Origin of the sequence: Corynebacterium falsenii (assembly GCF_020099275.1) — a bacterium.
GTDB lineage: Bacteria > Actinomycetota > Actinomycetes > Mycobacteriales > Mycobacteriaceae > Corynebacterium > Corynebacterium falsenii.
Genome location: NZ_CP083646.1, coordinates 1,124,158 through 1,143,513, shown reverse-complemented (window position 1 = coordinate 1,143,513; position 19,356 = coordinate 1,124,158). Strand labels below are relative to the sequence as shown.

Here is a 19,356-nt window from a genome sequence, read left to right as displayed (position 1 = left end):
TCCTATCTCCGTGCTATCTGCATCCTGTCTGTGTGCTACCCGCCCCCCTTTAGCGCCGCCGCGATCGACGGTGCATTAGTCTAGGTGTGTTCACATTGGACGTTGCCTCCGTAGCTCAGTGGATGAGAGCAGTGGGTTTCTACCCCATGTGTCGCGGGTTCGAATCCTGCCGGGGGCACATTTTTTTGCGTAGCATCAGGTGTGTCGACACCATCGCCCGGCGCACCCGCGCAACCGGCGGTAACGGCGCTGGCTCAGCCAGTTCAGTTCCAGTTCAGCTAAGGAGCACCCTGATTTTTATGGCAGACAAGCATCTTCCCTCCCCCGCGCCTGGTAAATGGGCGGTGATAACTGGGGCGTCGTCGGGCATCGGCAAGGCGATCGCCTTGGAGCTCGGCCGCCGAGGCCACGACCTGATCCTCGTTGCTCGCTCCACGGGCCCGATGGAGGAGGTCGCCGCCGCCCTTCCTGGCCGGGAGGTTCGGGTTCGGTCTGTCGATCTATCCGACGCCACCCCCCGCGCCGAATTCCTCGAAGAATTGAAGGGACTGGACGTAAACATCATCGTCAACAGCGCAGGTATTGCGACCTTCGGCAACTTCTCCGATCTCGATTACGGGTACGAGCGCTCGCAGTTTGAACTCAACGCGACTGCTCTGTTTGAGCTCACCGCCGCGGTGATCCCGGGGATGATCGCTGCGGGCGAGGGCGGCATTGTCAACGTCGGCTCGGCCGCCGGAAACATGGCGATTCCCGGCAACGCCACCTACGTGGGCACGAAGGCAATGGTGAACACCTTCACCGAGTCCCTGCACTACGAGCTGAAGCCGCACGGCGTCCACTGCACGCTACTGGCTCCGGGGCCGGTGCGGGAGGCGCGCAAGGACGACGATGAGCGCACCGAGGTCGACGACGCGGTGCCGGACTTCCTGTGGACCACCTACGAGGACTGCGCCGTGGAGACGCTCGAGGCGCTAGCGGCGAACAAGCTGCGCGTGGTGCCCGGCCCGCTGTCGAAGGCGATGAACGTGGCGTCGACTTACCTGCCGCGGCGCCTGACTGCGCCGATCATGGGCAAGTTCTACTCCAAGATGGCTGCGGACGCCGCAGAGGACGCTGCACACACTGCCGACGCCGCAGTAAACACCGCAGGCGCCGCACACGCCACAGACGCAGCAGACGCCGCAGATAAGGGAAGGTAAAAAGTGCCAAACACACCCAACCAGGTATCGAAGAACGACCGCATCGTCTGGGCCGATTGCGAGATGACTGGGCTCGATCCGGATCAGCACGTGCTGGTGGAGATCGCCGTGATCGTCACGGATGCCCAGCTCAACCCCCTCGATGAGGGCATCGACCTGGTCATTCACGCCACCGAGGACGAGCTGTCGCGCATGGACGATTTCGTGCGCAAGATGCACGGTGGCTCGGGACTAACGGAGCAGATCCGCGAGTCGCAGATCAGCCTGGCCGAGGCTGAGCGACAGGTGCTGGAGTATGTGAAGAAGTTCGTGCCGGTGGCGCGGATGGCCCCGCTGGCGGGCAACTCGATCGGCACGGATCGTACCTTCATTGCCCGCTATATGCCCACGCTGAATGAGTACCTGCACTATCGCATGATCGACGTCTCCAGCGTGAAGGAGCTCGCTCGGCGCTGGTACCCGCGGGTGTACAACGGTCAGCCGGAAAAGGGCATGGCGCACCGCGCGTTGGCTGACATCAAGGAATCGATCCGCGAGCTGGCGTACTACCGCTCGGCGCTGATGGTTCCGGAGCAGCCGGAGCTGGAGGCGATCACTGCGGCGCGGCGCGAGGCGGAGGACCGCTTCCCGATCTAGCTTGGGGCTCGGGTCTGGGGCTGGCTCGGGTCTGGGGCTGGCTCGGGCTGGCTGGGTTGGCTCGGGCTGGCTGGGCTCGTGCGCGGCGCGCGTCGTGACCTGCCCTTTTGGAACAGGTAGGGTGCGTGGTCTAACATAAGTCCCGCTGCTACAACAGCGATGGTGACTGTAGTTCAGCTGGTAGAGCACTAGGTTGTGATCCTAGGTGTCGCGGGTTCGAGTCCCGTCAGTCACCCCATATCCGGGCCGGACAATTTCCTTCAATGGAAGTTGCCCGGCCCGGTTTTCGTCTGTGCACATCGTTCTGCTCGCTGTACTGCATCCCGGCGGCACATCCCGGCGGCACATCCCGGCGGCACATCCCGGCGGCACATCCCGGTACTGCGTCTCCGCAAGTCGCTATTGCCGTGCCACCGAGACCATGCCCCTGTGCGCCTAGTATCCGGTGGCGGCTAGGGTGGATGGTCATGAGCTCACAACAGCAAGCGCAGTTCCGGGACGTCTTCCGCGGCCACCCGGCCGGGGTCACTCTCATCAGCGCCACCGTCGACGGTCGGCCGGTGGGGCTCACGGCATCGTCGGTGTCGTCGCTGTCGCTGGATCCGCTCTCGGTGAGTTTCTCCTTCATGAAGGACACGGGCTCGGCCGGTGAGCTGCTGCGCGCCGATAGCGTCCTCATCCACTTCCTCACCCAGGATCAGGCAGACGTGGCGGCTACCTTCGCGGCACCGTCGGGTGGCGGGGCTGTGGCGTCGACAATGAAAACAGAGAAAACGACCACGCAAACGACCACCAAATCGGAAGACCCCCACACAGACGCAACCGTGAGCGACCGTTTCGCTGCCGCTCACGGTTGGACCACCTCCCCCACCGGTGAGCCGCTGCTGCCCGGGTGCCGGGCGGTGATGCGGGCGCGGTACATCTCGACCATGCCGGCGGGACATTCCACGCTGGTGGCGGCGGAGGTGCTTGACGTGCTGGAGCAGGACCCCGAGACGGAGCCGCTGCTGTTTATGGGGCACAAGTTTTACGGCACGAAGCCGCTGGCCCCTGTGCTGGACAGTTAACTCAGCTGACTCAGCTAAGTCAGCAAGTTACTGAGCAGGCTTGGCCTCGTAGCCGGCTTCGTCGACGGCGTCGAGGATGGCCTGCTCGCTGGCGGAGCCGTCGTTGTCGAGCACGAGGGTGCCCTCGGAGGCGCTGACCTTCACGTTGCTCACGCCTTCGACGCGGGAGACTTCCTCCAGGACGGCGTTTTCGCAGTGGTCGCAGCTCATGCCGGTGACGGTGAATGTCTGCTCGGTGGTTCCTTCGCTCATGATTGCTCAGCTCCCTTGTGGGGTTGGGGTTTATGCGTACTCTTTCGAGTTATACCCTTGTTCGCCGAAACTATCAGGCGATGCGATCCAGAGGACCCTGTTCGCTGTTGAACACGCCGTTACTCGGTGGCCGGCACCCTAAGAGTTGTCGTTGCCACCCTTCCAGGTGCTCCACGGGATGTTCCAGTCGCCGAGACCATCGGCGCCGTTGAGGGTGCCGCCGGTGGTGTTCTTCACCTCGACGATGTCGCCGCGGCCCATGTTGTTCAGCACCCACAGGGCGTTTTCCGGAGACACGTTCACGCAGCCGTGCGAGGTGTTCGTGTTGCCCTGTGCCCACACGCTCCACGGGGCGGAGTGGATGTAAATACCGGAGTAGCTCATCTGGGTGGCGTAGGCGACGTCCTGCTTGTAGCCGCCGGCCTCCAGGGGCAGGCCATAGGTGCGGGAGTCCATGACGATCGACTGGTGCTGGTCGCCGATCATGTAGATGCCGTTGGGGGTCGGGTACTGATCGTCGCGGCCGAGGGAGACCGGCATGGTCTTGATGACCTCACCGTTGTGGTAGACGGTCATGGTCTTGGTGTTGTCGTCGACGACGGCACGGGTCTCGTCGCCGATGGTGAACTTCGCGCTCATGTCGGCATCGCCGTAGGCGCCGTCGCCAAGATCGACGCCGTAAAGATCCACCTTCACCGAGACCTTCGTTCCGGGCTTCCAGAAGTGCTCTGGGCGCCAGCGAACTTCCTGATTGGTGATCCAGTAGAAGGCGCCCTCCACGTGCGGGTCGGTTTCGATGGAGATGGCCTTTTCGATGGCCTTGCGGTCGGTGGGTACGCCTTCGAAGCGGATGGCGATGGTCTGGCCGACGCCCACGGTGGATCCGTCCATCGGGGACAGCGAGTAGCCGAGGGTGTAGTCGGGAGTGACGGTGGTGAAGGTCTCATTCAGCTTCTCGGAGCCGGACTTCGCCTCGAGGGTGTAGGTGCGCCCGAACCCGAGCTTCTCGTTGGCGGTCCACTTGGTGTGATCGTCGTTGAAGGTGCCTTTCACTTCGACGCCCTCAGGATTGACCAGCGACACGGAGTCGATCTTCTCGTCAGCGGTGACCTCGACTGGCTTGGTGATGTCCGCGGAGGTTGCACCGTCCTTGAAGTTAGACTTCAGGTGAGCCTTGGACTTTTGCTCGCGGTCACCGTTGCTCGAGTTCGCCGCCTGGCTGCTGTCCACATTCGCGCTGTCGTTGCCGATGGTGCAGGCGCTGGTGAGGGCAAGGGCGCTCACGGCGATGACTGCACCGATGGCACGTGCGGATGTGGCGGTCTTGCGACCGCGGAATGGTGAACGGCGGGAACCGGTGGTGATACGCAATGTTTCTCCGAGAACTTCTTTGTATGGCTCTTAGGCTATAACGACTCTAGCCCTTCTTTTTCAGTAACTGTTAAGCGTTGACGGGTGTTTGGACAGGTTGTGGCCGAACTGTTACGAACTGCTCAGGAAGCACTACGGTTGGGTGGCTTTTTGTGCACTACTTCGTGCGTTTTGCGCATCGTTGTGTCCACCTATTTGCATCGGTGGTATTTGCATCGGTGGTATTTGCATCGGTGGTCTTTGCATCGGTGGTCGCAGATTGGCTGTTGTGCATTAGTTGGTGCGCATCCATCATTGCCGACGCGTTCTTGCCTATCGATCTTTCGCCACCGAGCTTCCCTGCCGACCTTTGCCCGTGGCGACCCCGCCTGAGGGTCCCGCCTGTAGTTGTCGCCAGCAACCGCCGACTGGGCACAGAAACAACGAAAGCCAACAGAAATCGACGGAACCACTGTCTTTCCACCGAAAAGGTAGCTCTTCAGTACCCCGTATTATCCGCTCTGAGCAGGCGATTTGTGTAACGGGTCGAGTGCGTTATAAAGTTCTCTTCGTTGCAGCGAGCGAGAGCACGCAGACAACAGACTGGGTCATTAGCTCAATTGGCAGAGCAGCTGACTCTTAATCAGCGGGTTCGGGGTTCGAGTCCCTGATGACCCACAGTCCGCCCTCACCGGGGTTATTCCTGGTGGGGGCTTTTCCAATTTCTCAGAACTGGACGCGTGTGAACTTAGCCACTCGCCTCAGAGAAGACTACGGAGGATGACAGTTTCCAACTGCTGAATGAGCATACCGGGCCGCACAGTGGACTGCTGGATGTGTTCTCTGGTCTCTATCTAGCTTCATGATTGCGTCCGGATTCCGGATCGGCTCGGATTGGGTTTGGGTTTGGGGTGGGGCTCGGTGCTGGGTTGCTGGGTGTTGGTGGTGGGTCATGATGCTCGATCACCGTGGTGTCCTGGGGACTGTGGTTGTGGTGGGTCGAACAGTGCCTGAACCTCCGTGCTGCCCCAGTCCTGGTCCGGTACTTTGGCGCCGGGGGCTTGGCTGGCGGTGGTGGACGTGTTCACCACCACCGTGTCACTCAACCGAGGATGCGGACGCGGGCGCACGCGCGGGCCCGACCCTGAAGGTTCGGTGACCGGTGACCCAGACGAGGACGGATCGGTTCCTGTTGGGGTTGTTGGTGGTGGCGCCCCGGGCAGGTCCGGTAGACCCTCATGGTGGTGGCGGGCTTCCCTCCACCCGACGCGTCCGGAATCCGGATCAACCTCGGCATGACCCATACCCACACCACCATCATGCTGATCCCTATTCATCCGATGATGCGTGCGACACAGCAACGTCAAATTATCGATGGTCGTTCGTCCCCCATGGGACCAAGCTGTGATGTGGTGAACATCGCAGTCCACCGCTGCACGGTTACACCCCGGATACGCACAACACAACTGCTCAGCAACAAGCATGAGCTTCTGCTCCACCGTGGCATGCCGCTTCATCCGCGCGGCAGTGATGGCGCGTCCGGAATCCGGATCAAGCACTACCCCGAGATCATGCTCGGCCAAACCCAACCGGAGAATATCGATCGGGTGCAGCCGTGCATTCGTGTTCGTGGGGAACCACACACCAGGTGTGGTGAGCGATGTGTTGGATGCCGCGGGTGGTGATCCAATCCCGTCCGGATCAGAGGCGGACTGGATCGTGGGGCTGGCTTTCACGCCAGGGTCCGCATCAGCATCAGTGGTGTTGGTGGGCAGTGTGGTGAGGTCCTTGGCAGACAACGCCACCACCAAAGAGGCCAGCCCGCGTGTGCGTGGGGCGGTGGCGGCGTCAGCATCCTCGGCCCAGGTTTCCAACATGGACATGAACATATCCGCCCGGCGTTGCGGCATGGTCCTACGGTCCTCGTCTGTGTTCACCCCACGACTGCGGTCGAAGGCCGCTAACCGTGCTGGGGACATCAGGGTTTCCAACAATGCGTGCCCAGTCCGGGGTAGCACGGCGGTCACCCGCACGTTGCCGTGGGTGTCGGCGGGTGACCAGAGGAGTTTACGTGCCCGATAGTCAGCGGTTGGATCCACCACAGTGCTATTCAACGTGCGGACTTGGGTGCGCAGGTGAAGTTTGAGGTCTTCGACGGTGGTGGTTGTTGCCATGGTGGTGGCGTTGTCGAACAGGATGTGGTGATGCTCGGTGTGCAGGCTGGGGTGGAGGTGTTCGAGTTCGCGGTTGATCTCAGCCAGTTTCGCATCGCTAAGCTTCCGGGCTTGTTTCCGCGCCTGGGCCTGAGCAGCCAGGTGGGCTTGGTGGGCCTCGTGCGCCCGGCGGCGTTCGGCGAGTCGGTCGGCACGATGCTGGGCATCGTCGGTGTCATCGTCGTCACCGTCGGCTGTGTCACCTTCAGGGGCGGTGGTCTTATCTGTGGGTGGTTCGGGTGGTTTGTACAGGCTTATCCCAAGGTTGATCCATTGGCGTGCTTGGTATTCGGACGTGTCCAACAACCTCGCGAGGTAGGTCGACGTGCGTGTCGTGCCCGCCACACGGGAAACGTGTGCTTCGTGGGCAGCGTAGGCGAATGCCGCATACAGGGTGTCGGTGTGGCTGATGGTTGTCAACAGGCGGATGATGTCAGCACGGTGAGAGTGGAATAGCTCGGCGGTGGGGGTGGTGAGGATGTCGGTGACCGCTGTCATGGATGCTTCGATGAGATCAACATGCGTGGCCAGATCAATGACACCATCATTACTGGTATCGTTTGTGCGTTCGTCTTTCCTGGTTGGTTCTGTGGCGTATGGTGTGGTGGTCATGATGGTAATTCCCCGACGATTCCCCTGTTGTGGTCCCTGACTTGGCCTGAAATGCAACCCGATATACCTGCTGAAATCCAGCATATCCGGATGTTACCTGGCGTTTCCCCGCGGTGCGGTGTCCCCGTGTGGTGTTGTTGGTTTCTATAGTACAGGCGTGTGCGACACCCGGCAAGTGGTTTAGGTAATATTTTCGAAAAATATTTTGTCCCCTGACCAGATCGAAAAAGATGCAGCGAGCGCCCAGAATGTCTGTGCAGGCACTACCTGCAACCACCCGCGCTCAACCCAACAAAAACAGGCTGGTGGCGTCGGCGGAAAAGAACCCCGACTACCGAACCGTCCGCACGCGCATGATCAACACCGCCCCCACCGCGCTCAACACGCCAGCGAACAAGTAGAGCCCCGGGTAGCCACCGAGCAAGCTGAGCGACGCCGCAGCCAACACCGGCGCCGCCATATTCGGCCCGGCCACCGCCACGTTCATCAGCCCCAGGTCGCGACCGCGCTGCCCCGCCTGCGGCAGAACTTCGTTGATCAGCGCCTGATCGACGGCCATGTACACTCCCCACGACAGCCCCAGCAGAACCGCCGCCCCCACCACCACGGCAAACGTGCTGGCCACAGCCATCATCGCGCACGCGGCAGCCACGCCGAGGGAGGCGACGATGACGTAGATTTTTCGGCGTCCGCTGGCATCGGAGCGTCGCCCGGACACCACCGCTGTCAGCACCACACAGACGGCATACACGACCGTGAGGATCAGCACTCCCCCGTCGGGATTCGCGTAGCCAATCCCATCGCGCAGGAAGTAGAAGAGGTAGAACAGCGCCACCATGTTGCCTGCCGTCACGAGGAACCGCGCCACGAACACCCACCAAAAGTCCGCGTACCGTCGTCCCACTCCCCCGTTTGCTCCACCAATGGCCGGTGCATCGGGGGCGGCTGGTGGCGTCGAACCAATCGAACCTGTCGAGCCAACCGAGCCAACCGACCCAGCCGAACCACAACACCGAGAACGACCACCCGGCCGAAAGAACACCACGAACTGCACCACGCCCACAACCACCGCCGCGGCCGTGATCCAATAAGCCGGCGCCAAAGGTACCGCCGCGGCCACGCCCGTGCCGACCACAATCGCCAAGGTGTACGTCAAACCCATCACACCGGAGACCACACCGTACTGCCTCTCCGGAACCTCATCCGGAGGTATCGCCTGACCTGCATTAATGGACCCAGCGATGGCCAGCTGGAACACCGCCCACAACGCAGTGAGCGCCACAAACCCACCCGCCAGCGGCATGAGCACCAGCATCACGGCAGCCACCACGGCTCCGCCCAATACCCACGGAATCCGGTTGCCCCAGCGCCCTCTCGTGCGATCGGATAGCCACCCCGTCAGCGGATGCCCCACCACGCTGCACACCCCGCCGATCGCCATGAGCAGCGCGAGTTTCTGCTCCTTATTCTCCGGATACCAGGCCAAAATCTGCTGCGCCAACAGCAACTGACTCGGCGCGGACCAAGACATATTCTGCGCCAGGTAGAGCAGTCCGAACCGCGTGATCCACTGTCGCGATACCGGCGCGCGCCCCTCCAAACGCCCATCCGCCACACTCACGACACACCACCCTCCCCCGGAAACACCGGATAACTCTGCCCAGCCGCGTACGTCCGCCACATCTCGCGAGTAATCCGCCCCGTCGCCGCGAGCTCCGCCAGCAACCGCCCGGACGGCTTCACCACCCGCTCGCCCGTCCCCTCGACCATCCCGACCACGCCGAACCGCGGCCAATATCCCTCTGACCACTCCCAATTGTCCACGAAACACCAGTGGTAATAGCGCTCAATCGGCGCCTCCGACCCCGCGATCGCCTGCAGGTGCTCCAGAATAAACCGACTGCGGAAGGACTCCGATCCCGCATCTTCTTTGTTCCCGACGACGCCCCCAGCCGCCCAATTGTCACACGTGCCGTTTTCGGTCACCCACACAGGCGCGCCAAAACGGCGGTGCAGCCACTCCGCTTGCTCGGCCAGGCCGCGCGGATAGATTTCCCAGTCCAGATCGTTGACGGGCACGTCGGGGAGGGTGCCGTCCGAGATGCCGCGCACAGCAGTGCGGGAGTAGTAGTTCAGGCCGAGGAAGTCGTAGTACCTGCCCCTGCCCACTTTGCGGCTGATGCGAGGCCCGCCGAGGAGGGGGTGGAAGTGGCCGGTGAGGGCGGCGTCGGCGATGATGTCTTGAAACAATGTGCGGTCAATGGTGGTCATGAGCCGGTGGATGGGGTTGCGGGGACGCAGCGGTGTGAAGGAGCGAGCGTGGTGAGCAAAGCCGACCTGGATGCGCCGCTGCGCGCGGGAGGCCCCACCCGCCTCGGCACCCGGGGTTTCGGTGTGGATGATGCGGTACGCCGCGATGTGCGCCAGCGCCATGTGCCGGAGGGTCAGCATGGCGTCGCGCCACGATGCGTTGCCGGGCGGGGCCTCGCGGAACAGGTGCGCTTGGGTGGCGTACACGTTGGGTTCGTTGATGGTGATCCATTCAGAGACGATGTCACCGAGCTCGGCCACGACTTTCCGCACGTAGCGGCTAAAAATCCCCACGGAGTCTGCCGTGCAGAATCCTCCACGGTCGGTGAACCAGAGGGGGTTGACGAAGTGGTGGAGGGTCACCAGCGGCTCGATTCCCCGCGCCTGGAGGTCGGCGATCTCGTCCCGGTAGCGAGCGATGACGGCCTGATCGAAGCACCCCGGTTCAGGCTCGATGCGGGCCCATTCCAGGCCGATGCGCGCTATAGGGAAACCGAGCTGCTCCATGAGCGCGTTGTCCTCGCGCCACCGTGACCAGTGATGGGTGGCGGGTTCGGGCGTGGAGCCGTCGGCAATCGCACCGGGGATCTGTGCCCACCTCGACCAATCGTTCGGGGCGCACTCTCCCTCGATCTGCAGCGCCGCCGAGGCCGTGCCGATGAGGAGGCCTGCGAGATCCACCTCTGCCCCTTCCCCGCTGTGGGACTGATTGCTGTGGGACTGGTTGCTCGCGCCCGATAACCGCGGTCGTAGCGTCCGCGGTTGGCGCGGCTCGGGTGGCGTGACAGGTTGCAGCGGCCGGTTCGCTAGTGCTCGTCGCGACGTCACCGCGAGGACAATGCCTCCAGCAATGAGCGCCCCACCGCGGCGCAGACCATCTTTCAGTTTCATAGCCAAAACCATAACCAGCCGCGCGGGCTGATTCGCTCACATTGCGGGAATCGCCCCCAACTCACCCAACGGAATATCCCAGTCCTCCCCGGCGTTGCCACCACACGGACGAAAAACGTAGAAAACGTAGATCAAAAAAACACATCACAACGCACCTACTGGCCCCCGGAAGGAAAACGCACCTTGACCATCCCACTGTCCCTCATTGACTTCGCAACCGTGTACAAGGGCGAGCGCCCCGGCGATGCTTTCCGCCGATCCGTGGAGTGGGCTCAGAACGCCGAGCGCCTCGGCTACCGGCGCATTTGGTATTCCGAGCACCACAACATGAAGTCCATCGCCAGCTCCGCCCCGGCGGTGCTGATCGCACACGTCGGCGCACATACCGAATCCATCAACCTGGGCTCCGGCGGAGTGATGCTGCCGAACCACGCCCCGTTGGTCATCGCTGAGCAGTTCGGCACCCTCGCCGAGCTTTACCCTGGCCGCATCGACCTTGGTCTCGGCCGCGCACCCGGCACCGACCAGATGACACTGCGCGCCCTGCGCCGCGATGCCCGCGCCGCCGAGCGTTTCCCCCAGGATGTGCAGGAACTCAACGGCTACCTCAACGGCGATTCCCTCATCCCCGGCGTGGAGGCCACTCCCGGCAAGGGCACCAACGTGCCGCTCTACATCCTCGGCAGTTCCCTGTTCGGCGCCCAACTGGCCGCCCAGCTGGGCATGCCGTACAGCTTCGCCTCGCACTTCGCCCCGGCGGCGCTCACCCAAGCGGTACGGGTGTACCGCGAGACGTATCAGCCCAGCGAGCGGCACCCCGAGCCCTACGTCATCGCGGCTGTGAACGTCACCGCCGCCGACTCCGAGGAGGAGGCGGAGGAGCAAAACCGCATCGTGAGGCGCAACCGTGTGCAGACCATGGCCGCTCGCGGCAAGTCTCTCACCGATGAGGAGCTCGATCTGCTCGTGGACTCCCCCGCCGGCCGGCAGATCCTCGGCATGCTGCAGTACTCCGCTGTGGGCACCGGCGAGCAGGTCGCGGATTACCTCACCGACTTCGCCGAGCATGCGCAGGCGGATGAGCTCATGGTGTCTCTCAATTCCCCGTCTACCGCGGAGTCGCTGCGGTCGATGGAGGTGCTGGCCGACTCCTGGTACGGCAAGGACAACAACGCCTAGCACGCCCTAGTACCCCCGCCTAGCGCATCCTTAGCGCGCCTTCTGCCGCCCAAAGAGCAGCCGGATGATCTGCGGCGCATACGCGCCCACGACCAGCATGGTGATCATGCGCATCACCTGAATGACGGTCACAATCGGTGCGGAGCCCGCGTCGTGCGCGAACGCGAGCACCGCGTAGATCCCGCCGGGCACGGTCGCCAGGTAGGCGTCGAGAACCCGAAAATTCCACAGCCCAGCGATCACAAAAGCGGTGACAATCGACAGCCCGATCATCAGCGCAATCACCGAAATGATGATCGGCAGGGCCTTAATGAACTGCCGCAACGCGCCCTTCGTGAGGGTGCCGCCCGCCTGCACACCAATGAGTGCGTAGGCGATTTTCACCAGCACACCGTCTGGCGTGATGAAGGCGTGGGGCACGCCGAAGACCATCACCGCGATCATGGCGAATGCGATACTGACCAGCAGGTATGGGCTGCTGATCGTGAACCATCGGCTCGTCAGCTTCGTAAACGCCCACACGGCGCAACCGACCACGAGGCAGCCCACGACTCCCTGCCAGCTGGTCGATAGGTCAAGGAGTTGATTATCCGACGCCGCAACGCTCCCCTCACTCGAGGTTCCCCCGAGACTGCCCAGGATCCCCACGATCGCGGGCAACGTGAGCACCACGATCGACACGCGCAGATACTGCGTGAGGGTGACGAAGCGGGTGTCCGCCTTCAGTTCGGTGGACAGCATGACCATGGCGCTGGCGCCGCCGGCCAGCGTGGACAGCACAGCGGTCTGGGGGCTGGTGCGGTGCACGCGCACGAGCAGCCAGGCAGCGAGCGCGCAGACGGACAACGTCACGACCAGAGAGATAATCGTGGGCCCCGCGTAGGACACGATGGTGCCAACGGTGGTGGTCGTCAACGGCGCGGTACATAGCAGCGCGATGATCACCTGCGAGGGGATCATGGCCTTGCGCGGGGGCGAGACCTGGCGGTCGCCGAAGATGGCGTAGATGCCGAAGACGATGAGGAACGCAAAGATCCAGGCAGCAGGAACTCCAACGGCCTCGCACGCAATGGCGAGGCCGATGGAGATGATGCTGAGGATTACGACGCTAAACGTGGGAATTCCCTGACGGACTTAGCGGGTGGCGGCGAGGAGGCGCTGGATTTCCTTGATCTGCTTCTTCTCCTTGCGCTTGGAGCCCACGGCGAGGGCGGTGAGCAGCAGCACGCCGGCGACGACGCCGCCGAGAACCATCTGCACCTTGGGGTCCTTCGCGGTGTCCATGACCTGGCCGCGGGCATCGTCGGCGAGGTTCTTAGGGTCTGCGCGGACGGACAGCTCGTCGAGGGTCTTAGCCAGCTGGTTGCGAGTGCGCTCAATATCGCGCTGGATGGCATCGATGCTACGGGCCACGGAGATACTCCCTTGTCAGAAAAAGTGGGTGATCAATCTTGAAAGTTTGTCTATCCGCATATTGTAGAGGATCGACGCCGGATTGTTGGTGCTGGGTTGAGATCGGCCTTGCATGTGCTGTGGCGCGGCCCTGGCTGGTCGCACTTGCGTGCACATGCTGGACCATGGTCGCACTTGGTCGCACGGCTGAGGGGCGGGATGGAAGTGCGTACAGTGGATCGTGTGACTGAGAACACTACTGACAACAATTCCGCATCCAACGAACCCGTCCGCTTGGAAGAAGGCCAGCAGGCGCCCGATTTCACGCTGACCGATGATTCCGGCAATTCCGTGAGCCTGTCCGATTACAAGGGCAAGAAGGTCATCGTGTACTTCTACCCCAAGGCCAACACTCCGGGCTGCACCACCGAGGCCTGCGACTTCCGCGATTCCCTCACTGACCTCAACAACCAGGGCGTGGACGTTGTGGGCATCTCCCCCGACAAGGTCCAAGCCCTGGAGAAGTTCAAGCAGGATCACGACCTCACCTTCCCGCTGCTGTCTGACCCCGAGAAGTCGGTCCTGAAGGCGTACGGCGCATACGGGGAGAAGAAGAACTACGGCAAGGTCGTGGAGGGCGTTATCCGCTCCACCTTCGTGGTCGACGAAGAGGGCAAGATCGAGCTGGCTAAGTACAACGTGAAGGCCACCGGCCACGTTGCCCGCATTGCCAAGGAACTGCAGGGCTAATCAGCTCTCGGGGAGTCCTTTTGCTCCCCGCTGTTACTCCCGCAGCTCCCACCGCACGATCCGGCGCCAACGCGTGAGGGGTGTGGAGTGGGCGCACTCCGCAGCGTCCGTGTAGAACGCTGTGGGGATCGAGACTGCGGGGATCGAACGCAAGGATCGAGCACTGTGACCAGCTCTGCGTGGGTCGCGCGGGTGGAACCCTAGTTGGTACCCGCAGGAGCGGTAGCGCCTTCCGGCTGCTCACCTGCTCCGGAGCTAGAACCGGGAAGTTGGTTACCGAAGATCCCGGTGAAGAAGTTCTGGAAAGTTTCCACGACCCGGTTGAAGAACTCAATGATCGAGATGAGCGCCGGAATGCTGGTGGTGACGCTCCCCGCGACGGTGGGGTTATCGGACGAGCCGGTGGCGACAGATCCTGCGGATCCCAACTGATCTCCAACCTGCTGGAAGAAGATGGAATCCTCAATGCCCTTGTAGGTGGTGAGGTTGGTGCCAAAGAAACCGTCGCACAGGATGACTGCGACCGCATCCTTGTCTGGCGAGGTGGCGGTCCAGGTGCGGTTTGCTCCCGGTTCAGTGGCGGGAAGCAGACCGGAGGTTGTTGCCCCCATCGTTCCCTTTGACGCCTTACCCTTTGCATCCGCGCCGGATAGTGATGCAGGCTGCTTCACTCCGTCAGCGTCCTTCTCGTAGAAAAGCACTGCGGAATTGCCCTGATTAACGATGTCAAAGAGGGTGCCGAGAAGGTTGAGCCCGGAGGGGCCATCCGGCTTGTCGAGCCCCTTGGCAACTACCTGATCGTAGGGCAGTACCAGCCCGGAGCACTTCTGGGGCTTCTCGGTTTCGTTGGTGTACGTGACGGTGAGGCCTTCCGCGTTGCGCTTGACCTTCACTGGTCCATTCAGTGCCTCGTTGGCCGTGTTAAGGCTGTCGAGGATGGAGGATGAGCCACCGGCTCCCATGGCAGGTGGCGTCCCGGCATCTTGTGCGTGGACTGCGGGCGCGGCGGCGAAGCCGAGGGTTGCCGCGAGTGAGCCGGCAACGAGGATGCGTGAGTAACGAGGTATCAAAGGTCCTAACTGGAATGAATCCTGAACTGGGTCGCACGGGCATCAGTGCCCGTTGGCCCTCTGTGAGAAACGTTGGGAATGGAATAGGCTGAACGACCGTGTAGTTTTGCCGGCCAGACCAAACCATCCGCCTAGAATCTACCCAGACAGCACAAGAATTTCTTGTCATTTGGGTTATTAGGCACAACTTTTTGCCCTTGAAATCACACAAGCCCCATGAGCCCCATTGGTTACTCTTATGTCAGCCAGCTACTCCCCAGGGTCGTGGAATCGCTTACTCTCTTGCCAATCCCCTCTCGAGAAATGGGATCTCCGTCAATCGAAAGAATGAAGGATCCCTCCAACATCGGTCACCCCCGGCGCTGAACCACATTCGAACAAAAGCCCTCACGGTGTCCAGGATGAGGGCTACATTGATCACATGCCAACCGAGAAAACGAATGCAACAGCGAAGAAGCTGAGTAAGAGAACAATCATGACAGGCGTCATCGCCGCAGCAACCCTACCTCTCTTAGGCTGCGGCGAATCGGATGAATGGGAGTCGCAAGCACAGCGCAACAAGGCGTTTCAAGAATACGCATGCGTGAAGATGGAGACGGAAAACCCTGACATCGTAGCGGGCAGGATCATGTCGAAAATCGATAGCACTCAGGCTGGTCGTGTCAATCTTTTCAGACAAACTCAAATGGTAATTCGCGGAGCGATTGAGCCCACCTGCGATACTTCCAGCCCTTACTACATCCCTGAGTTCGAACAGCTCTGGAGGGAAAGTCTAGAAGAGAGCGAGGGAGACTCATTCAAACCGTCCACCGCTCGTGAGGCGGGCATTACCGTGAATTAGCCGCTTATCGAACTCTGGGCTTTTCAAGGTACATTAAAGCTGAACACGTCAGGGCGCAGCGCGGAGTATCGATGTAGCAAAAGGGACCGGTCAATCAAGCAGTGACGCTGCGGTAGACCCACTGGTGGAGTAGCCAGCGTCCTAATCGACCCCTAACTTGGATCATCCCACTAGGGAATGAAATACGCTCGTCTCCGACTCACATATGCTTACACGGTCGATGTTACGCAGGTGGCCCAGCAACGAGGACTTTCGAACTTTGTGAGAAAAACCCCGCTAAGCAGGGGTTTTAGTGGTGCGCCTGGGGAGACTTGAACTCCCACGTCATAAGACACTGGAACCTAAATCCAGCGCGTCTGCCAATTCCGCCACAGGCGCAGAATACTGCCGACCGCCCTCGAGGGCCTCGAGGGCACGGCCTGGTGCAATAGTAACAACCCGGCTGCGCAGAAGTGAAAACAACCACTCGATGCCTCTCCAGCGCGACTGGCACGCCGCAGGAGTGCAGCGAGTTTCCCCCGGTTATCCGGCGTGGGTAGAGTGGTCAGGTGTGAACGATAAGGAACTTCATCACCCCGATGCTTCCTCGGACGAGCCTTTTTCCCTGAGGGTTCGCATCGTCCAGTACATCTTCGTCTTCTTGGGCGTCATCCTCACGCTCGCTCTCGCCTGGTGGCAGTGGACCACCTGGCAATCCTCCGGCGGCACCTTCCAGAACCTCGGATACGCCATTCAGTGGCCCATCTTCGGCGCGTTCCTCGTCTTCGGCTACCGCAAGTACATCCAGTACGAACGCGACCGCCTTCTCGGTGATGACCAAGCCGCAGTGTCCAAGAAGCTCCGCACCGAAATGACGGAAATCCCAGACGACTTCTTGGCAGACGTGACCAAGAGCGATCACACTGCTGCGGATGTCTCGCGGTCCGACGTCGACGATGATCGACGGCGCCGGGCACGGCGCGCATCGACCGAAGACACCGCACCGGAATCAGCACCAGAATCAGGCACCACCCCAGACTCAGGCACAAAGGACAACAATTGATGACCACCCCGAATCAGCAACTTCACCCCGCCCGGCAGCGTCGTGTGGCGCGCTCGCTGAAGATCTACTCTATCGCCGCCATCGTCACCGGTATCTGGCTACTCATCCTCGTTGCCGAGATGATCATGAAATACATCGTGCTCGGCCAGGAGAACACACCCTCCTGGGTGGAGTTCATTGGCCCCGCCCACGGCCTGGTGTTCATGGTGTACGCGATCACCTGCCTGGATCTCGGCACGAAGGCACGCTGGGAGCCCAGCAAGTGGCTCACCACCATCCTCGCCGGCGTGGTTCCCTTCCTCAGCTTCTACGTCGAGAAGAAGCGACACGACGAGGTCACCAAGGCCTTCCACCTCGACGAGCTCAAGAAGTAACCAGCGCAGGCCAGCACAGGCCAGCGCCACCCCCTAATCGACGCTCGATGTCTCCACAGACACGGCGTCGATTTCTTCGTCCGTGGGCGAGACCGCGCCCATCCGCGGCAGCGGCTCCGCAGGCTCCTCCCACGTCGCCTGGAGGCAAGACAGCACGCCCACGGCCGCAGCCCGCGTGCTCACCGGCAGGCTAGACAGATCCGGCAGGAAGCTGGGGTTGTGGTTGGTCGGAATGTCCTCGTTGAGGCGGTTCGCCGCCTCCGCGCGCTTCCACTGCTTCCGCGGCGTAATGCCCACGGTCCACAGCAGGTACGGGCACCCGAAGGACTTCGGGATCACGCTGAAGTCCTCCGAAGCCGTCCACGGTTCCATGCGCAGCGAGTCTTCACCAAAAGCCTCGTCGAAGGCGGGGCGCACCACGTCGTAGACCTCAGAAGAGTTATCCGTAGCTCCGAGCATGCCCACGAACTTAAACTGCGGATCGCGGTCCGCACCGGCGGCCATGGCCTCGGCGCGCACCACGCGCTTGATCGAGTCCACGCATTTCTTGCGCAGCGCCTCGTCGTAGAACCGGCACGAGAGCGCGATCTTTGCAGAATCCGGAATCACGTTGTTGGCCTTGCCCGCTTCCACGGAGGCCACGGTGATGACTGCGAACTTATTCGGAGGAACTTCGCGCGACACGATCGTCTGCAGCTTCATGATCACAGACGCTGCCAGCACCACCGGGTCGATCGAGCGATCCGGCATGGATGCGTGCGCACCACGGCCGAACAAGGTGATCTCAATGGTCGTCGAGGAGGTCATCACCGGCCCCGGCGCGGAATACACCTGGCCGGCCGGCCCCGCGATGACGTGCTGTGCCAAGCACACATCCGGGCGCGGGATGACGTTTGCCAGCCCATCCGAGACCATCCGGTGCGCGCCAATCGAGGCTTCTTCGGCCGGCTGAAACAGTGCGATGAACGTTCCCGACCACTTATCCCGCACATCATCCAGAATGCGCATGGCCCCCAGAAGGCTGGTGATGTGCTGGTCGTGGCCGCAGGCGTGCATCGTGGGGACGCGCTCACCGGATGCGTTGAGCTGGGAGTTCTTGGAGGCGTAGTCCACGTCCGTGTGCTCCGCCACGGGAAGGCCATCAAAGTCGGCGCGCATCAGCACCGTGGGGCCATCGCCATTACGCAGCACGGCGGTGATGCCGTAGCCGCCGATGTTTGGGGTTACCTCCCAACCCTTGTCCTGATAGAACTGCAGCTGTTGACGGATGTGAGCTGCGGTCTGCTCCTCGGCGCCGGAGAGTTCAGGATACTGGTGGAAGTGCTTGTAGACATCCTCCAGCCAACTCAAATCCGCCGTCGAGCTATCGACGATACTGGCGGGGCTACCGGAGTGTCCGGAGGCGGTCACTGACACAGGTCCTTCCTCTTTCGGGGTTGGTCGGGGTCTTAACCACACCCATGATACAGGCACTTTTCTGCATCAGCTCGCCAAAGACCAGCTCAATCCGCCAGTCTTAACACTGCCTTTACCTCTCTCCATTGGAGAGTTCGCGGAGCACCTCCACGAGTTGCGCCAGCGCCTTGCCGCGGTGGCTCAGCTCATCCTTCCGCTCGGGCGATAGCTCCGCCGCCGAGTGCCCCGGGGTTTCCCCCGGCTCGAACAGTGGGTCGTAGCCGAAGCCGCCGTCGCCCTGAGGTTCGCGCAGCACGCGCCCCTCCCAGGTTCCCTCCACGACGTATTCGGTGTCCATCCCCTTGGCCGCCGCCACGTCCTCGGGCAGTTGCAGCACGCACACGGACACGTAGTGTGCCCCGCGGCGCTCGTCCGGGGTATCCCCCAGCTGTCCTAACAGCAGCCGGTTGTTCGCCTCGTCATCGCCGTGTGCCCCGCTCCACCGGGCGCTCAGGATCCCCGGCATGCCACGCAGCTCGTCCACGGCGATGCCGGAATCGTCGGCGATCGTGGGGAGCCCGGTGTGCGCAACTCCGTCGGCGGTCTTGATCCGCGCGTTATCGGCGAACGTCGCGCCCGTCTCTGGTGTCTCGGGGTAGTCGGGCACGTCCGACAGTCCTACCAGCTCGATCCCGGTAACCTGGGCCGCCTCGAGCACACGGTTGAGTTCCTTGAGTTTTTTGGCATTTCTCGACGCCACCAGCACCCGCATCGTCATTC

18 protein-coding genes and 4 tRNA genes are annotated in these 19,356 nt (G+C 62.0%); 11 read left to right on the top strand and 11 right to left on the bottom strand.

All coding sequences use genetic code 11. From position 1 onward, the window contains the following. Window positions 1–104 precede the first annotated feature (104 nt). The 5 genes from LA343_RS05070 to LA343_RS05050 all read left to right on the top strand — a co-directional run bounded on the left by LA343_RS05070 (window position 105) and on the right by LA343_RS05050 (window position 2,905). Window positions 105–178: transfer RNA gene (locus LA343_RS05070), tRNA-Arg, on the top strand. A 121-nt stretch (window positions 179–299) separates the two neighbouring features. Continuing rightward, the gene (cmrA, locus tag LA343_RS05065) at window positions 300–1,202 is read left to right on the top strand and encodes a mycolate reductase (protein WP_025402268.1); all 903 of its coding nucleotides are present in this window, start codon (window positions 300–302) and stop codon (window positions 1,200–1,202) included. Window positions 1,203–1,265: 63 nt separating this feature from the next. Next, window positions 1,266–1,838 (top strand): oligoribonuclease, encoded by a 573-nt coding sequence (gene orn, locus LA343_RS05060; RefSeq protein ID WP_052337630.1) that lies wholly within the window; start codon window positions 1,266–1,268, stop codon window positions 1,836–1,838. 162 nt (window positions 1,839–2,000) lie between these two features. Then, window positions 2,001–2,076: transfer RNA gene (locus tag LA343_RS05055), tRNA-His, on the top strand. A gap of 229 nt (window positions 2,077–2,305) precedes the next feature. After that, window positions 2,306–2,905, top strand: coding sequence for a flavin reductase family protein (locus LA343_RS05050; protein WP_025402266.1), 600 nt, complete (start codon window positions 2,306–2,308; stop codon window positions 2,903–2,905). Between the two features lie 27 nt (window positions 2,906–2,932). On the opposite strand, the gene LA343_RS05045 is transcribed toward LA343_RS05050, so the two are convergent. Continuing rightward, window positions 2,933–3,157: a heavy-metal-associated domain-containing protein gene (locus LA343_RS05045; RefSeq protein ID WP_025402265.1), complete on the bottom strand. Its 225-nt coding sequence runs from the start codon at window positions 3,155–3,157 to the stop codon at window positions 2,933–2,935. Window positions 3,158–3,295: 138 nt separating this feature from the next. Next, window positions 3,296–4,522 (bottom strand): L,D-transpeptidase, encoded by a 1,227-nt coding sequence (locus tag LA343_RS05040; RefSeq protein WP_052337629.1) that lies wholly within the window; start codon window positions 4,520–4,522, stop codon window positions 3,296–3,298. 590 nt (window positions 4,523–5,112) lie between these two features. On the opposite strand from LA343_RS05040, the gene LA343_RS05035 reads away from it, so the two are divergent. Continuing rightward, window positions 5,113–5,185, top strand: a tRNA-Lys gene (locus tag LA343_RS05035). Window positions 5,186–5,457: 272 nt separating this feature from the next. Here LA343_RS05035 and LA343_RS05030 read toward each other — a convergent pair. From LA343_RS05030 to LA343_RS05020, 3 genes are all read right to left on the bottom strand, one after another. Further along, window positions 5,458–7,332: an HNH endonuclease signature motif containing protein gene (locus LA343_RS05030; protein WP_025402263.1), complete on the bottom strand. Its 1,875-nt coding sequence runs from the start codon at window positions 7,330–7,332 to the stop codon at window positions 5,458–5,460. 331 nt (window positions 7,333–7,663) lie between these two features. After that, a complete protein-coding gene (locus tag LA343_RS05025; RefSeq protein ID WP_025402262.1) occupies window positions 7,664–8,953 on the bottom strand; it encodes an MFS transporter in 1,290 nt (429 codons plus the stop codon). After that, the gene (locus tag LA343_RS05020; protein WP_081737276.1) at window positions 8,950–10,533 is read right to left on the bottom strand and encodes a glycoside hydrolase family 1 protein; all 1,584 of its coding nucleotides are present in this window, start codon (window positions 10,531–10,533) and stop codon (window positions 8,950–8,952) included. The genes LA343_RS05025 and LA343_RS05020 overlap by 4 nt, the downstream gene beginning before the upstream one ends. Window positions 10,534–10,716: 183 nt before the next feature. On the opposite strand from LA343_RS05020, the gene LA343_RS05015 reads away from it, so the two are divergent. Further along, on the top strand, window positions 10,717–11,712 hold the full coding sequence (locus LA343_RS05015) for an LLM class flavin-dependent oxidoreductase (protein ID WP_025402260.1): 996 nt from the start codon (window positions 10,717–10,719) through the stop codon (window positions 11,710–11,712). A gap of 30 nt (window positions 11,713–11,742) precedes the next feature. Here the strand turns inward: LA343_RS05015 and LA343_RS05010 are convergent, their stop codons facing one another. Then, window positions 11,743–12,783 (bottom strand): AbrB family transcriptional regulator, encoded by a 1,041-nt coding sequence (locus LA343_RS05010; RefSeq protein ID WP_396021878.1) that lies wholly within the window; start codon window positions 12,781–12,783, stop codon window positions 11,743–11,745. 63 nt (window positions 12,784–12,846) lie between these two features. Next, the gene (locus tag LA343_RS05005; RefSeq protein ID WP_025402258.1) at window positions 12,847–13,125 is read right to left on the bottom strand and encodes a DUF3618 domain-containing protein; all 279 of its coding nucleotides are present in this window, start codon (window positions 13,123–13,125) and stop codon (window positions 12,847–12,849) included. Between the two features lie 222 nt (window positions 13,126–13,347). On the opposite strand from LA343_RS05005, the gene bcp reads away from it, so the two are divergent. After that, window positions 13,348–13,854, top strand: a complete 507-nt coding sequence (gene bcp, locus LA343_RS05000) for a thioredoxin-dependent thiol peroxidase (protein ID WP_039911196.1) — start codon at window positions 13,348–13,350, stop codon at window positions 13,852–13,854. A 200-nt stretch (window positions 13,855–14,054) separates the two neighbouring features. On the opposite strand, the gene LA343_RS04995 is transcribed toward bcp, so the two are convergent. Continuing rightward, window positions 14,055–14,924, bottom strand: coding sequence for a hypothetical protein (locus LA343_RS04995; protein WP_144084482.1), 870 nt, complete (start codon window positions 14,922–14,924; stop codon window positions 14,055–14,057). A gap of 421 nt (window positions 14,925–15,345) precedes the next feature. Between LA343_RS04995 and LA343_RS04990 the strand changes: the two genes are divergently transcribed. After that, complete coding sequence (locus tag LA343_RS04990; RefSeq protein WP_025402255.1) at window positions 15,346–15,765, top strand: hypothetical protein; 420 nt, start codon at window positions 15,346–15,348, stop codon at window positions 15,763–15,765. A 293-nt stretch (window positions 15,766–16,058) separates the two neighbouring features. Here LA343_RS04990 and LA343_RS04985 read toward each other — a convergent pair. Beyond that, a tRNA-Leu gene (locus LA343_RS04985) sits at window positions 16,059–16,143 on the bottom strand. A 172-nt stretch (window positions 16,144–16,315) separates the two neighbouring features. On the opposite strand from LA343_RS04985, the gene LA343_RS04980 reads away from it, so the two are divergent. Together LA343_RS04980 and LA343_RS04975 are read left to right on the top strand one after the other, a co-directional pair. Continuing rightward, complete coding sequence (locus LA343_RS04980; protein ID WP_025402254.1) at window positions 16,316–16,807, top strand: hypothetical protein; 492 nt, start codon at window positions 16,316–16,318, stop codon at window positions 16,805–16,807. Next, window positions 16,807–17,181 (top strand): DUF3817 domain-containing protein, encoded by a 375-nt coding sequence (locus LA343_RS04975; RefSeq protein ID WP_025402253.1) that lies wholly within the window; start codon window positions 16,807–16,809, stop codon window positions 17,179–17,181. The genes LA343_RS04980 and LA343_RS04975 overlap by 1 nt, the downstream gene beginning before the upstream one ends. 33 nt (window positions 17,182–17,214) lie before the next feature. On the opposite strand, the gene LA343_RS04970 is transcribed toward LA343_RS04975, so the two are convergent. Both LA343_RS04970 and LA343_RS04965 read right to left on the bottom strand, forming a co-directional pair. Then, window positions 17,215–18,591, bottom strand: coding sequence for an amidohydrolase (locus LA343_RS04970; protein WP_025402252.1), 1,377 nt, complete (start codon window positions 18,589–18,591; stop codon window positions 17,215–17,217). A gap of 118 nt (window positions 18,592–18,709) precedes the next feature. Next, window positions 18,710–19,348: a non-canonical purine NTP pyrophosphatase gene (locus tag LA343_RS04965; protein WP_025402251.1), complete on the bottom strand. Its 639-nt coding sequence runs from the start codon at window positions 19,346–19,348 to the stop codon at window positions 18,710–18,712. Window positions 19,349–19,356: the final 8 nt, after the last annotated feature.

Excerpts from the sequence above, each read along its gene's own strand:
- LA343_RS04965 (WP_025402251.1), bottom strand. The coding sequence starts at position 19,348 with ATGCGGGTGCTGGTGGCGTCGAGAAATGCCAAAAAACTCAAGGAACTC.
- cmrA (WP_025402268.1), top strand. The coding sequence starts at position 300 with ATGGCAGACAAGCATCTTCCCTCCCCCGCGCCTGGTAAATGGGCGGTG.
- LA343_RS05045 (WP_025402265.1), bottom strand. The coding sequence starts at position 3,157 with ATGAGCGAAGGAACCACCGAGCAGACATTCACCGTCACCGGCATGAGC.
- orn (WP_052337630.1), top strand. The coding sequence starts at position 1,266 with ATGACTGGGCTCGATCCGGATCAGCACGTGCTGGTGGAGATCGCCGTG.
- LA343_RS04990 (WP_025402255.1), top strand. The coding sequence starts at position 15,346 with ATGCCAACCGAGAAAACGAATGCAACAGCGAAGAAGCTGAGTAAGAGA.
- LA343_RS05050 (WP_025402266.1), top strand. The coding sequence starts at position 2,306 with ATGAGCTCACAACAGCAAGCGCAGTTCCGGGACGTCTTCCGCGGCCAC.
- LA343_RS05020 (WP_081737276.1), bottom strand. The coding sequence starts at position 10,533 with ATGAAACTGAAAGATGGTCTGCGCCGCGGTGGGGCGCTCATTGCTGGA.
- LA343_RS04975 (WP_025402253.1), top strand. The coding sequence starts at position 16,807 with ATGACCACCCCGAATCAGCAACTTCACCCCGCCCGGCAGCGTCGTGTG.
- LA343_RS05030 (WP_025402263.1), bottom strand. The coding sequence starts at position 7,332 with ATGACCACCACACCATACGCCACAGAACCAACCAGGAAAGACGAACGC.